This is a genomic window from Tolypothrix bouteillei VB521301, from assembly GCF_000760695.4.
GTDB lineage: Bacteria > Cyanobacteriota > Cyanobacteriia > Cyanobacteriales > Nostocaceae > Scytonema > Scytonema bouteillei_A.
The window spans coordinates 6,477,498-6,492,148 of record NZ_JHEG04000001.1; the positions used below are offsets into that span (position 1 = coordinate 6,477,498).

The following is a 14,651-nucleotide window of genomic DNA, read 5'->3' on the forward strand; positions in this document are numbered from 1 at the left end:
CTGGGTGCTAGCAAGTTTTCTATAACTGAATTACTTAGCGGGTTTCACCTGACGTGCCATATCCAAGAAAGGATTCATGTTAGCACCGGGACGCCGACGACCATTGCTACTGTTAGGTACAAGATATTTTGGTGCAAAAGTTGTTTCGGATGGTTGCTCTTGTATAACTTTTTTTGCTGCTTCAGCTTTTGCTGGTTGAACGGGTTCCGGTCTGACACCGTTAGAAGTTTGTACTAACTCTACCTTAGTAGGTTGTGCATCATCTGATGATTTGGCACTCGCAGCTTTAGCACTCAATGCTCTAGCACGCGGTGTAGCACCCTTTTTCCCATTTTGTATTGCTTCCGCTTTTGCTGCAACAGGTTGAGCAGCTTGCTCTTGCTTTTCTTTCGCTGCTGCGGTTTCTACCTCTTTCTCTGTGGTTGACACAACTGATTGCGCTGCTTCAACAGTTTTCGATGCCGCTTCCTTAGTCTTCGATGCCACTGTTTGCGCTACTTCCTTAGTCTTCGATGCTGCTTTTTTAGCTGCATCTTGTGCTACTTCAGTAGCATCATCTAACTCTAGATAGTAGCCGCTTTTTTTACCACCAAACAGCCCGATGAAAAAATTCAAAATTCCGACAATTAAATTTTTGATAAAACCGAACATTACAATTTCTCCTGCCTTTTATACCTGGTCTCTGACCGCAATCCTTAAACAATCACGGAATATTGTTACGTTTTATCAAGACATACATCACTAACCCAGTCGCCTGTATAACCATCTGGGTAACAGCCTCCGCAGGCTTATTTCTCAACAAGGTTGTTGTCACAGGACGGGTTAATGCTCATAAGCTCTTGCTTTCAGGCACTCGTAACCTGTATACAGTCAGATTTAATTATTAAATTTTACTGTAACTATAGGCAAGATTTTGAGAGACTGCTTAAAAAAAGTTAATATTTAATGGGGACGGTAGGGGTTTCCTTTAGGGATAAGGGATCTTGGCGTTTTTGCCTGTGCTTGCTCTCATCCCACTTAAAGGAGTGTCATATTCTGTATGTCAAGTAGCAACTATTCTTGATTAAATTAGAAAAAATATTTACACAAAATATTGCAAATGACTGGTATAAAAAAACAAAAAAACCCCGTAGTACTGGTACATGGCATTTTTGATACCGGGCGAGTTTTCGACAAAATGATTCCCTACCTGAAACAGAGAAATTTTACTTTGTACGACCTAGACTTAGTACCAAATACCGGTGGAATTGGCCTTGATGATTTGGGAAAGCAAGTCGCTCATTATATTGAAGTAACTTTTGACCCAGAACAACCTATAGATTTAGTAGGTTTTAGTATGGGTGGTATCGTCAGTCGTTATTACATTCAGAAACTCGGTGGTATAAATCGCGTACAACGTTTCATCACTATCTCCTCTCCACATCACGGTACTTGGGTAGCCTTTTGCAACCAGGGCGTAGGTTGTATCCAAATGCGTCCTGACAGTGCTTTTCTGCAAGATTTAAACCGAGATGTTGCCATGTTGAAACAGCTAGATTTTACATCTATATGGACACCATACGATTTGATGATTGTCCCTGCCAATAGTTCGCAAATGCCCGTAGGACGAAACGTAATCGTCCCAGTTTTAACTCATGCTTGGATGCTGACGGATATTAGAAGCTTGGCTTCAGTTGCAGAAGCTTTAGCGACTCCACTTCAAGGTGAATCGCCAATTTGTGTATACTCAGAACTCCCAAAAATCGCTTCAGAATTACGGTAGTACTTAAATTCCATCAAGTTATAAAAAGGGTCTTCTAAGAAGAAAGTGCGATGTTCTAAAGGAGAACCAACAAAACGGTGTTTGGGTTCTTCGTGAAAAAGTAGCTGTTGTTGTTGTGCTCTTAGCAGTAAAGCTTCCCAATCTTCAACTGCTGTAAAAATTATTCCAAAATGCCTCGGGTATATACTGCGTTGGGGGACGAGAGGTTCTTTAGTTACGTGAGCAACTAGTTGATGCTCGTAGAGTTTGAGAATGAGAGCATGGCGATTCTCCCGACCGGGGATACAACCCAAACCATCTACATAATAAGATTTTGCTTGGGTAATATCTGTGACAGGAAAGGCAAGGTGAAATAAAGTTGGATTCATAGCTAGTACCAAAAGGCTGAGGGCGCATAATTACTGAAAGTCTTGCTCAAACGGCATGGCAAGAATCAGCATATTTACCATTCTCATTTTAGAGAAAAAACAAATAAACAAGTAACATAAAATACCAACTCTTTGGCTTCTCATCCTGTGTTTTTAAATTAATAACACCCAGACATAGGCCAGAAGCCAATTTGTTTATGTTATGGGGGACGCAATGCATGGCTGTTAATTTATTTGATGCCAATTACTATAGAGCTGCCAATTTAGATTTAGCAGGTCTTAATAACGAGCAATTACTGTCACACTTTCAAAACTTTGGTCTTAAGGAAGGGCGATCGTTTTCACCCCTTGTTAATCTCAATTTCTATCGTGCTAGCAACAGCGATTTAGCTAGCATGAGTAACCAACAACTGTTCTCTCATCTAGAAAATTATGGTCTTCGTGAAGGACGGCGCTTTTCCCCACTTGTGGATTTGAACTTTTACAAGCAGGTAAACACCGACTTAGCAGCTGCTGGTTACAACAATCAGCAATTATTCGAGCATCTGAATGTTTATGGTGTTGGTGAGGGACGGCGCTTTTCCCCACTTGTGGATTTGAACTTTTACAAGGAGGCTAACAATGACTTAGCAGCTGCTGGTTACAACAGTAAGCAATTACTAGATCATTTAAGCATTTATGGTGTTGGTGAAGGACGGCGCTTTTCTCCATTTGTGGATTTGAACTTTTACAAGCGGGTAAATACTGACTTAGCAGCTGCTGGTTATAACAATCAGCAATTACTCGAGCATCTGAATGTTTATGGTGTTGGTGAGGGACGGCGCTTTTCTCCGTTTGTGGATTTAAACTTTTACAAACTGGTAAACTCTGACTTAGCAGCTGCTGGTTATAACAATCAGCAATTACTCGAGCATCTGAATGTTTATGGTGTTGGTGAAGGACGGCGCTTTTCTCCGTTTGTAGATTTGAACTTTTACAAGCAGGTAAACTCTGACTTAGCAGCTGCTGGTTATAACAATCAGCAACTTCTGCAACACCTAGACTTCTATGGTTTAAATGAAGAACGCCAATTCAACCCTGCTTTCGATCTTAAGTATTACCGTGAGGTGAATTCCGATTTAAAAGCAGCTCGGTTCAATAGCAGTCAACTGTTTGAACACTTTCAATTCTATGGTTTGACTGAGGGACGGGTTTCATCATCTACTTTCAATGTCAAAGTTTACCTAGCTAATAATACCGATTTAATTGCTGCTGGTTACGGCAATCAACAAGCTTATCAGCATTTCCTCATGTATGGAAGGAATGAGGGGCGTCCTGGTAGCGACTATGCAGGAAATTCTCTAGAGTCTGCTCGTACTTTCTCTCCAAGCACAAGTGCGATCGCATATACTGACTTTGTTGGTCTTGGTGACACTAAAGACTACTATCGCGTTTCTTTTGATGGTCTGACTAATGCTAGCCTCAAACTTGATGGCTTAACTGACAACGCTGATGCGAGAATCCTGGACTCTACGGGTAAGGCGATCGCTAGTTCCTTAAATACAGGCACGACAGCAGAGACCATTAATGGCATACTAGAAGCTGGCACATACTATATAGAAGTTTCTTCCGCTGGCGGTGCAAATACCAACTACAATCTGACTTTATCCACAGAAAATCCTTTAAGTAAAGCCATGTCCCTTGGCGAACTCAATGGTAGTAATTCACTAGAACAAACTTCAACACTTGCAGTATCAGCTAATGACTTTTACCGCTTTAGTGTCAAGACGCAAAGTACGGTCAAAGCATTACTTGATAATTTAGATGGAGATGCCAATCTACAAGTCCTATGGGATGTTAATAACAATGGTCTGATCGATAAAAGCGATGCGATTTACTCATCGGCATCAGGTACGACATCAGAGCAACTTCAGGGCTTGTTATCTGCTGGAAATAACTACTACCTGCGAGTCATATCAAACGCTGCTACCCCTGTAAACTATAAAGTCACTCTGTCTACTGTTAGCCAAGTCGCGACAACATACAATTACTACACTGGTTCTGGAACAGCAGACCAAGGAACACCTGCATTATTATTTGATAGTAGTCTTAACGGTGGTACTCAAACGGCTGTTGACAATACCTCTAAGCTAGTCTCCACCACTTATGGTGTTGCTGGTTATAGCAAGTACGATGGTGGGGCTGTTAAGCTCGATCGCAATAAAGGCTATAAACTTAAGTTTCAAGTTAAGCTTAATACCGAAAGCCACTTTGGTGATAACAACGGTGACAAGTTAGACGACAATGCTGGTTTTAACGTGACTGTTATTAGTAGTGATGGCAAAAAAGGTATTGAACTCGGTTTCTGGAGTAATGAAATCTGGGCAAAGAATTATGATAGTACTTCTGGTAGTTTGACTCATGATAATAGTGAAAGAGCTACCAAAAACACCACTGCTTTGACAAATTACGAATTGTCAGTGTTGGGAGATTACTACCAACTGTTTTCTGGCGAAGGTTCTTATGTTCTCAGTGGTCAACTGCGTGATTATTCAGGAATTGGTGAAAAATATGCTTTGCCAAGCTACTTCTTCTTAGGTGACAACAACAGTTCTGCAAAGGCTGACGTCAATCTAGGATCTATTTCTTTAATCACACTAGATACGCCACCTCCAGCGTAGCAATTAAAGTTTGTTGCTACCGCATATGTATTTCTAAGTACAAGAAGCCTGCCTCTTGTACAATTTTCCATGCAGAGCATGAGAACGAGGGTGAACGGAAGGGGAATTGAATTTCCTCTCCCTTCACCCCTTAGGATGAAGGGTTGGGGATGAGGGCAACTACACGTTTGCCTGTTGTCTTTGATACAAAGACCAGTACAAACCCTTTTGTTGCAATAATTCTAAATGAGTACCCCGTTCGGCAATCACGCCCTTTTCTAGCACCAAAATCAGATCGGCTCGCTTGAGGGGAGCAAAACGATGAGCAATCAAGAACACAGTGCGGTTTGCGGAAATTGCTTGTAGGTTTTGCAGTACTTGCTGTTCCGTTTCGCTATCTAAAGCACTTGTTGCTTCATCCAAAATTAAAATAGGTGCTTGGGAGAGGAACAACCGCGCTAAAGCAATGCGCTGTCGCTGTCCCCCAGATAAAGCTGTACCTCTTTCTCCAACGTTGGTCTCATAACCATGGGGCAATTCACTGATAAAATCATGGGCAGCAGCTAATCGCGCCGCTTCTACGACTTGTTCTGCTGTAATATCGGGATTGCCCAATGTGATGTTCTCCAAGATAGAACCGTTGAATAAAAAGTCTTCTTGGAGAACAACACCAATTTGCTGGCGCAATGATGCTAGATCTGCACTTTTTATATCAAAACCATCTATTAATATCCGTCCCGATTCATTTTGGTAAAGACGTTGCAAAAGTTTAGAAAGAGTGCTTTTCCCAGAACCACTGCGTCCAACAATACCAACAAACTGACCGGGTTGTACGTCAAAGGAAATTCCCCTTAAAACGGGTTCAGTGTTTTGTCGGTAACGGAAGAAAACGCGATCGAAGGCAACTTGCCCTTTAAGGGGTGGTAAAACTAACCCCGTTCCTGGTTCTGCTTCTGGAGCTACGTTCAGAATATCGCCAATCCGGTCTACGGAAAGTAGAACTTGTTGCAAACTTTGCCATAACTGTACTAAACGCAGCAGTGGTGCGGTGACTCTGCCAGAAAGCATTTGGAAAGCGACAAGTTGACCGATTGTGAGTTTTTGGTCAATAACTAACTTTGCTCCAAACCAAAGAATGAGTAAGCTGGAAAAATTAGTGAGGAAATCACCTATGTTGCTGCTGATATTAGATGTGGTAGAAGCTTTGAAACCTGTACGAATGAAGCGAGCAAATAAACCTTCCCAACGAACTCTTGCTGCTGGTTCTGCAGCGTGAGCTTTGACTGAGTGAATTCCGGTTATTGTTTCAACAAGAAAGGATTGACTGTCAGCACTGCGATTAAAAGTTTCGTTTAACCAGTTACGAAGAATCGGAGTTGCGATCAGTGTCAGCGTCGCAAATAAGGGTAGAACTGCTAACGCCACAAATGTTAGCGGTATATTGTAGTAAAACATCAATGCCAAGTAAACCACAGCAAAGATGCTATCTAAGACTACAGTCAGCGCCGTACCCGTAAGAAACTGACGGATTTGTTCTAATTCTTGGACTCGGGCTACCGTGTCTCCTACCCGTCGCGACTCAAAATAAGCTAGAGGTAGTCGCATCAAGTGGCGAAAGAGTTGTGCGGATAAGCTTAAATCCAAACGACGGGCTGTATGGGTAAAAATAAATAACCGCAAAATCCCAAGAACTGCCTCAAACACTGCGACTAACAGGAGTGCGATCGCCATGACATCTAAAGTTGGCAAACTCTCCTGCACCATTACCTTATCAATTACAACTTGTGTAATGAGCGGAGTTGTTAAGCCCAGAAGCTGTAATGTCAGCGATGCTAGCAACACCTCTCCCAACAATTTCCGGTACTTCCAGACTGCGGGTGTAAACCAACTCAGGTTAAACTTTTCTTGTTTTTGAATAAGTTCTACTTGCCAGATCTGCCCATCCCAAGTTTCCTCAACAATGGTTCTAGGCAAACTTTCACATATTTGTTCGGTATTGAGGGGATTGGCTACAATCATGCGATCGCCTTTCACCGCATAAGCCACAATCCAATTGGCGGTGGAAGATGAATCGGGAGTCCATAGTAGTAAAGCCGGGAATGATAACTGCCGCAACTCAGACCAACTCACCTGCAATCGGCGCAGCACAAAACCTAACTTTTCGGCTGTTTCTATAAGATTTTTCGGTCGCTGTCCCCGCAACTGACGCTGTACCCATTCCAATTGCACGGCATTATCTAACTGTTGCGCCACCATAGCCAAACAAGCAGCACCTGTATTTCCACTACCTACAAAGGGATAACTTGATACAATAGGAGGGGAGGGAAGGAGGGAGGGAGTGAGTGAGGGACTGGGGGCTTGGGGTTGGGAAGTGGGGGAGAGTATTTGTTCTTCCCCCCCCTCTCCCTTTCTCTCCCTCCCCCACTCTTCTTCCCCTCCTTGCCAAAACTCCTCTATTTGCGGTGTGGAAACTTCCGCCCAAATAGTTGTATCCCAGCGTACTACAACCACTTCTTTGCTAGCAGCGACAGCTTTACAATCAAAAGAAAATTTTTGGAGGTTACCAAACCAGTCACCTGGTTGTAGAGTCGCTAATGGCTGATTGGCTCCTTCAGAGCGCAAGCGCACCTTACCAGAAACAATCAGAAACTGAAAATTTCCTATGTCTGGTGACCAAATTTTTTCTCCTAAATTATAACGAAAAGTTTCTGAAACTTCTTGCAGTCGGCTTTTTTGTTCGGGAGTTAACCAGCATAGCGGTGGTTGGTTCCAAGATATAGAAGCTAGCACGTTATTTTGCAACGATTCGTTACCTATTAGTTTTAATTCACTTGAAGTTTTACCGTTAACTTTTGGATTTTCTCTGCTAGCCATTTCTCAAATAACTCGTTTTGTAGTGCTTGTTGTAGTTGAGTATCTTCTAACGACGCTGGCAGAAATTGTTCTAAACGAAACAATCCATAGCGTTGTTCAAGTTCTATAGGTCCTACCACTTGTCCGGGACTAGCTATGTCAATTGCTGCCCTGAGTATATCTGGCATTGTGCCGCGACTCACTGGTCCCATCATCCCGTTCACAATTCGGTCATCTGCAAGAGAGTATTCTTTAGCAAGTTGTTCAAAGCTTGCACCTTCTTCAATCTGAATTTGTAATTCTTCTGCTAATTCCCGACTGTCAACAATAATCCGCGATACAACAACTCTATCTAGAAAAATTTTTCGTTCAATAAAATATTCTTGTAGCTTGGGTTCAGTGATGACCGCTTTCAGTTTTTCTACCTTAAAACCAAAAGCTACTGATGCGTGAAAATTTTCATAATTCGTACCATTGTTCGTGAGCCATTCTTGAAAACTTTGGGGGTCAGTTAGCTGGTTTTTGAGCCGGAAATCAATGATTGTCTGTTCTGTTAACGCTGGACTGATTGCTATATCAACGCGTTTCTCGATTTCTTGCTCGATCGCATATTGTCGGAGAACATCTCCTATAAACTGTCCCAATTTGCCAGAAGCTTGTAAATATCTTACTGCTTGTCCGATAGAAATTGGTTTGTCATCTACACTTAAAAACGATACAGACTCCATAAATTTAATGAGTAGAAAAAACTACATAATAAAATATACAACTCATGCTAGATTGAAGCTGAAGTTTAGCTAACAGCTTGGCAAAAATACCATACGGCAATTTTAAGCAGTTGTACCTTAAAACCGCAACTCAACTTCAAAAAATTGCAGGCGAACAGTTTAAATTATATTCAGAAAAAATTAAGCGAGAACGCTTGACCAGAAAACAGCAAAGAAAATTGCGGCGATCGCACCTATCAATGTGTTAATAATATTCACCAATTCATTAGTTAACCAGTTAAATCGAGATTGTAGTGTTGCGCCAATCACACTTTCCAAATTAGTCGCAATGAACGCTGCTAGCACGCACCACAATATACCTAACAAATCTATCAAACCCACTCCCCAACCCAGGAGTGCCAGTGCCAGGGACGCAACTGCACCAGCTAAAGTTCCCTCAAGACTAACCGCTCCTTCAGTTCCTCGCGGTACTGATTGAAATGTCGTAATGAGAAAAGTACTTTTACCATATGCTTTGCCTACCTCACTGGCACAGGTGTCTGAAAGTTTGGTACTGAAACTTGCTACGTATCCTAGGAGGAGAAAGGGGATAGGGGGGAAGGGGGATAGGGGGGGAAAAATACCGGAATTTATGATACCCACGCCGACAGCACACAAAGCTCCGGTGAGAGCTGAACCCCAAACGTTTTCCGGACCTCTAGCACCAGAACGCTTTTCTGCTATACCTTCTGCTTCCTTTTGTGCCATACCCACGCGGGTGGCAAAAGAACCAACAAGAAAATAGAACATAACTACTACGTATCCCTGCCAACTTAGTGTTCCCCAAATAAGGGTCCCAAGTAACCATGCGTGGAAATATCCTGCCGGTGTTAGTAGCTTTTTAGGTGCAATCCAAGCCAAGCCAAGTAAGAAGGTGTTGAGTCCGATTCCAACCAACCAAGGGTTTACAGAATTTAGTAAAGAAATCATTAACGTCTGATGTTTTGAAGTATTTTTACCGAAGTACCAATAGGATATCTAAATTTAGTACATGACGGATTGCTTGCTGCAACCCCTAATTGTGTTAAAGCACTTAAGTAGATGGGCGTGAAAAAACCTGACTTTGTCAAGAAGTAGTTAGTAGTTTAGACAAAAAACAAAAGTTACTTAGATTTTTGTATAAAATAATACTAAAAATTAAATTATAAAATCCGTAAATTTAATTTGAAGATGTGTCGCTCCTAAAAATTTCCAATCAATAACATAATATACTTTGAAGTTCCCGTAAAATTTTCATTTTATTTTGGTAAATTTATACACAAAAGCATTTTTTTTTGGGAAAAGAAAGATTGTGATGTAAGTATATATCCTGTGCAGCATATAAGTATGTTCGTGTCCACACCCCAAGATTCTCTAGAAACCAGTCGTAACTTAAATATATTCACTCATGCTCCATTCACCCAAGATGAAGTAAACATACAAGGTAACGAATTATTCACAGCTAACTTATATGGTCACAGTAGTTTTCAAGACGACTTCTATGATGTAAATGATGGTGTAGATGTAGACCCAATCCAATATGAAAATTATGATAAAACTCCAGTTATTCCCGTTCCTTTACTAAGTAGTACAAGTCTTGAGTCAACTGACACAGTATTTGAAACAGGAGACGAGCAGGTTGATTCACATAACGTTGCAGAATATGAGTTAAGTATTTCAGCAACACCCACAGACATTTTTAGTAATACTTATGACACTTCTTCACTCATTACGATTAATTCCTATCCTGAAAGCTACAGTGATTGGGTCGATAGCTTTGAGAGCGACTCCTATAAATTCCAGCTTGAGTTCGCTAGCAACTTTGAATTACAACTAAACGCTTTAAGTGCCAATGCTGATGTAGAATTACACGATATCAGTGGTAATATCCTTGCTAGTTCTAAAAACTCGGGAAATACAGACGAAGCGATCGCTCAAAGGCTATCACCCGGCACATACTATATTCGGGTTGGTGCAGACATTAATAGCAGTACAACGTACTATAACCTAAGTGTTTCAGCAACCCCTTTCAGTCAAGAAACATCTCCCATTCCCACCTCTAGCAACACCCAGTCAACTCCTACTGCTAGTAGTAACCCTCCCACATCCGCTTCGCAAGCAATACCTCAAACCGCAAACAATGGTACGCGTATTGTCAGAGGAAACCTAGGTGCGGATACCTTTACTTATGTGTCCGGTCCTGCAATCACAGTATTCTTAGGTAATGGCAACGCTGATTATGGCAGCGGACAGAGAGATTTATTGGATTTGTCAAGCATTTCTTCTACAACAGTTACTTTAAGACTTGCCAATACTACTGGTGGGGGTGTACTTTATGACATAGGTAACGGCACTCGTTTATTCGATGCCATTGACTTTCGTGATGGCAAACAAATTCTTTTTGAAGGCATCGATCGCCTTGTGTTTGCAGACAAAGTAGAAAATCTGTCTGTACAACCCAATGACCCTCTGTTTAATCAACAGTGGAATTTGCAGAGCATGGGTGTGCAAGATGCTTGGCGTTTCACTATGGGTAACTCGAATGTTCTTATAGGAGTTCAAGATACGGGTCTACCTGTTCTCAATGGCAAGACTAACTTCGATTTGGGACCTACTACCTATATTGCAGATAACTACGTAGACGAAGACACCAGTGGAGCCACCAGTCATGGTCTTTCAACTCAATCAGTTATTAATGCCCAAATTAATAATGGTGTAGGTGAGAGTGGCATTACGAATAGTGAGGTTTATCACATTGACGTTATAGGTGGTAACACTACCGACTTCAGTTTAGTAGATGCCACCCAAGAAATGATCCGTAAGGCAAACGCAGAAAATCGACGTTTGGTAATTAACTTTAGCTTAACTGGAGGATACTCAACGCAACTGGAGCAGTTGGTTGCTAATAACCAAAACGTTTTATTTGTCTTTGCATCTGGCAATACTGGAGGACTTACTCTTGCAGAACCGGCAATTCTAGCTCGATACAATAACGTTATAGCAGTAGGTGCTTCTTCAGGACGCAAAGACTACTATGGTAATTCAAAAAACTTGGGAGAACGTATTACTTACAGTAACTGGTGGGGTTCTAATGGCGGAAACGATCTGACCTTAACAGCACCAAGTGAAGTGATTGCTGCCATTCGCACTCAACAAAGCACATCTTCTGCATCAGAGCTTGGCTTTAACTACAATTTTAACGGAACTTCAGCCTCCGCACCACACGTGACTGGAGTTGCTGCATTACTTTGGAGTGTAAACAAGAACCTGACTGCGGTCCAAATCAAGGACATTTTGTCGCAAACAGCTTACGATTTGGGTAATCCCGGTTATGACATATATTACGGTCACGGTTTTGTGAATGCTAGTGCTGCAGTACGTAGAGCATTGGCTCTTGGGATGGGCGCTGCATGATCGAAACTTGATAGCTTACATACTTGGTAAAAACTCGGCTTTCTTTCGAGAAAGCCGAGTTTTTACTAGGTAAGAGCTATCTGAAATACAAAGCGTTTACACTGAAATTAAAGATTTTTTTTGTTAAAAAAAATACGTACTTTTAGCGTAGCTCTTTTAAAGTTTTAACAAGCATTATTGAATCACATACCTTCAATCTCACGCGTCGAGCTTTTTGTAAAACCTTTGCATAGCTTAGGTTCTGATTGGTGTGTCTGCCAATTCTTTGCAGCAAAAGGGCACAGATATTTTTATGCAAAACAATTTTACCAGTCATAGCCTCAACACATCTTTAAGTATAAACATTACTGCAACCCCCCAAACTTTTGCAGGCTCATTAGGTCGTCGCAATTCAGATGATTGCTATAGTTTCAGCCTTAGTGGTAGAAGTAGCCTGAGTTTAAGTCTTGATGGTCTTTCAGCAGATGCAGATTTACAGTTGCTTGATAGCAATGGTTCAATTATTGCAGGCTCGCACAACCGTCACAATACGGTTGAATCTTTAGGTATTACTGTAGGTGCAGGTACTTATTACATTGAAGTTTCTCGTATTGGTATTGCAAATACCCCTTATAACTTAAAAGCTTTTACCAACGAGGCTCCACAATCCCTCCAATTCAACACTTATAAAAGCTCTTATGAAGCTGGTGAATCCGTCAATCTCAGCAATACTAGGGTTTTTGATGCTAACGGTGCAAATGACATAGTACGAGTTGACTTTTGGCTGCAAAAAGATGGCAGCAATTGGCAAGACATTAGTGATGCAGTACAGTTTAACGTTGATAGTGCTGACAGCCGTTACGGCAGCTTTACGTATTCTCTAAATAGCCTATCTAGCGGTAATTATCAATTACAGGCAAAAGCTTATGACAAATTGGGTGCTAGCACCCAAACTACACAAACAATTTTTAAAGTTGGCGCAGCATTAGATTGGTTCGATCAAAATATTCAAGATGAAGTCATACGTTCCGCAGCAAGGTCACGTTTTAGCGACGGTTGGTTAGATCGCAACGAGCTGATCTCTATTCTTCGCGAGTCAAAAGATGGGAATGTCGTTGATGCAACCGAACTAGCCGATCTTCGTACATTAATAAGCAACACGTCTTATATAAAAACATCTGAAGACGTTAGAGTCCTATCTAACAAAGTTGTTAACAATGATACAGCCAATCAAAAGTATCAAGGAAGCTCTTTAGGCAATTTGGTTGCAGGTAGTAGTAGCGTTCAACTAGAAAACTTAATTAACAAGTGGTTTTATGGAAGCGATCGCCCGCAAACCTCTTACACCTATCAGTATGCAAGTGGTTCTTTGTTCCAAAATGGCATTAACTACGGGGATATCAAACAAGGCAGTATGAATGACTGCTATTTCTTAGCAGGGCTAGCATCAACAGCCTCTCGCACCCCCAATACAATAGAGAATATGTTCATTGACAATGGTGACAATACCTTTACGGTACGCTTTTGGCGAAATGGAGTTGCAGATTACGTCACGGTAGACCGATATTTACCAACTGACGCCTCTGGAGCTTTTGTTTATGCAAGTAAAGGCAGTCACTACAGCAACACTGGTAATGAGTTATGGGTTACTTTTGCTGAAAAAGCTTATGCTCAACTGAACGAATCGGGATGGATTTTTCAAGACAATACCAATACTTACGAAGGTATTGGTAAAGGAGGGTATATGAGTGACGCCTTTGCACAAATTACTGGCAAAAAATCTGCATTGGGTAAAGCAATTGATTGTAACTCAATCGTCAATGCTTTCAATTCCGGACAACTTATTGGATTGGGTTCAAAAACCACTGGAGTCGCAGGACATATCGTCGCCGGTCACGCTTATTCAGTTATAGGTTATAATTCTTCTACCCAAAAATTTACCCTTTTTAATCCTTGGGGTATAAACACAAGCTCTTCCAAACCTGGTGTTATTGAAGTGAGTTGGAGTGAAGTTCAGTCAAACTTCAGTTACTGGGATACAACTGTGTGAGCAAGAGTTCTGTAGAACAGACATCTTACCCGTCATCATTTAGGGGCGCAAGGCTTTCTTGCACCCTTACAGTAGTATGTGGGTAGATCGACGTTTAAAAAAAAGGATAGTCGAGATGGCATCTTTTGAAGACAATGCTGTTGAAATCAATAGTGTTTGTTTTGAAACCTTAGTGTCAAAACAAGTATTAACAGTTCCCAAAAAAAACTATGTGCAAAAATTGCAGTATCTTTTTCAAGTTTTATTACAATCCGAAGAAAATACTTTTCCTATAACCTCTTTGCAGATGGGTATCCGCGTAACGAATAATACAGATAATACTCTTCGATTTAGATTGGCTTCCGACTTGTTATATCCAGAAATTGTGAGTCAAGATGGTGAAATTTTAGTAGAAGGTGGCAGCTTTAGCTATACACAATCTGAAGAATCTAGTTATCCTTCTTTGATACCAAAAGCAAATGTAACTTTTTTTCTTGAAGCACAAACATTTTGGCTTTTGGGTAATAAGTTAGGAATTTCTATTCCTACAAGTAATTACGGTGGATGGAAACTTAAACCTTTGAAGGCAGGAGTGTATCAGTTTAGATTTACATATTACAACTCACAAACAGAAGTAAAAATTGACGAACTCTCAAGTAAAGATACGAAGAACCTAGAAGGAATTTGGACAGGGGAAGCAAAAACTCCATTTATAGAGTTGCATTTAGTTCAAAATTAAAGTTATCGGGAAAGGCAGAGGGTAGAAAGCAACTTTACTTTTCGTTACAAACTGCGTTTTTTTTTGCGCCTCTCTACTTATCTTTACATAGTTTGGTTTTTTCACCCTGCTCTACTTATAGT

Annotated in this window: 10 protein-coding genes; 5 read left to right on the plus strand and 5 right to left on the minus strand. The window is 41.1% G+C overall.

Translation table 11 applies throughout. The features are described from left to right. Window positions 1-30: 30 nt before the first annotated feature. Complete coding sequence (locus tag HC643_RS26230) at window positions 31-651, minus strand: hypothetical protein (protein ID WP_038083665.1); 621 nt, start codon at window positions 649-651, stop codon at window positions 31-33. 448 nt (window positions 652-1,099) lie between these two features. Here HC643_RS26230 and HC643_RS26235 point away from each other — a divergent pair, with 448 nt between their 5' ends. Further along, complete coding sequence (locus HC643_RS26235) at window positions 1,100-1,762, plus strand: esterase/lipase family protein (RefSeq protein WP_050046841.1); 663 nt, start codon at window positions 1,100-1,102, stop codon at window positions 1,760-1,762. Here the strand turns inward: HC643_RS26235 and HC643_RS26240 are convergent. Continuing rightward, window positions 1,699-2,130 (minus strand): VOC family protein, encoded by a 432-nt coding sequence (locus tag HC643_RS26240; RefSeq protein WP_050046840.1) that lies wholly within the window; start codon window positions 2,128-2,130, stop codon window positions 1,699-1,701. The two genes, HC643_RS26235 and HC643_RS26240, sit on opposite strands and share 64 nt — an antisense overlap. 218 nt (window positions 2,131-2,348) lie before the next feature. Here HC643_RS26240 and HC643_RS26245 point away from each other — a divergent pair, with 218 nt between their 5' ends. Then, window positions 2,349-4,790 carry a PPC domain-containing protein gene (locus HC643_RS26245; RefSeq protein WP_167844757.1) on the plus strand — a complete coding sequence of 814 codons (2,442 nt, stop codon included), beginning with the start codon at window positions 2,349-2,351 and terminating at the stop codon, window positions 4,788-4,790. Between the two features lie 159 nt (window positions 4,791-4,949). Here HC643_RS26245 and HC643_RS26250 read toward each other — a convergent pair whose 3' ends face one another. The 3 genes from HC643_RS26250 to HC643_RS26260 form a co-directional block, all read right to left on the minus strand. Further along, window positions 4,950-7,643 (minus strand): peptidase domain-containing ABC transporter, encoded by a 2,694-nt coding sequence (locus tag HC643_RS26250; RefSeq protein WP_050046839.1) that lies wholly within the window; start codon window positions 7,641-7,643, stop codon window positions 4,950-4,952. Beyond that, on the minus strand, window positions 7,592-8,350 hold the full coding sequence (locus tag HC643_RS26255; protein ID WP_038111331.1) for a peptidylprolyl isomerase: 759 nt from the start codon (window positions 8,348-8,350) through the stop codon (window positions 7,592-7,594). The genes HC643_RS26250 and HC643_RS26255 overlap by 52 nt, the downstream gene beginning before the upstream one ends. A 180-nt stretch (window positions 8,351-8,530) precedes the next feature. Continuing rightward, on the minus strand, window positions 8,531-9,319 hold the full coding sequence (locus HC643_RS26260) for a TIGR00297 family protein (RefSeq protein WP_050046838.1): 789 nt from the start codon (window positions 9,317-9,319) through the stop codon (window positions 8,531-8,533). Window positions 9,320-9,715: 396 nt separating this feature from the next. Here HC643_RS26260 and HC643_RS26265 point away from each other — a divergent pair, with 396 nt between their 5' ends. The 3 genes from HC643_RS26265 (at window position 9,716) to HC643_RS26275 (ending at window position 14,529) form a co-directional block, all read left to right on the plus strand. After that, entirely contained in the window at window positions 9,716-11,782 is a 2,067-nt protein-coding gene (locus tag HC643_RS26265) for a S8 family serine peptidase (RefSeq protein ID WP_038100940.1), read from the plus strand. Between the two features lie 292 nt (window positions 11,783-12,074). Beyond that, window positions 12,075-13,811 (plus strand): C2 family cysteine protease, encoded by a 1,737-nt coding sequence (locus HC643_RS26270; RefSeq protein WP_038100949.1) that lies wholly within the window; start codon window positions 12,075-12,077, stop codon window positions 13,809-13,811. Between the two features lie 115 nt (window positions 13,812-13,926). Beyond that, window positions 13,927-14,529 (plus strand): hypothetical protein, encoded by a 603-nt coding sequence (locus HC643_RS26275; RefSeq protein ID WP_038100943.1) that lies wholly within the window; start codon window positions 13,927-13,929, stop codon window positions 14,527-14,529. Window positions 14,530-14,651: the final 122 nt, after the last annotated feature.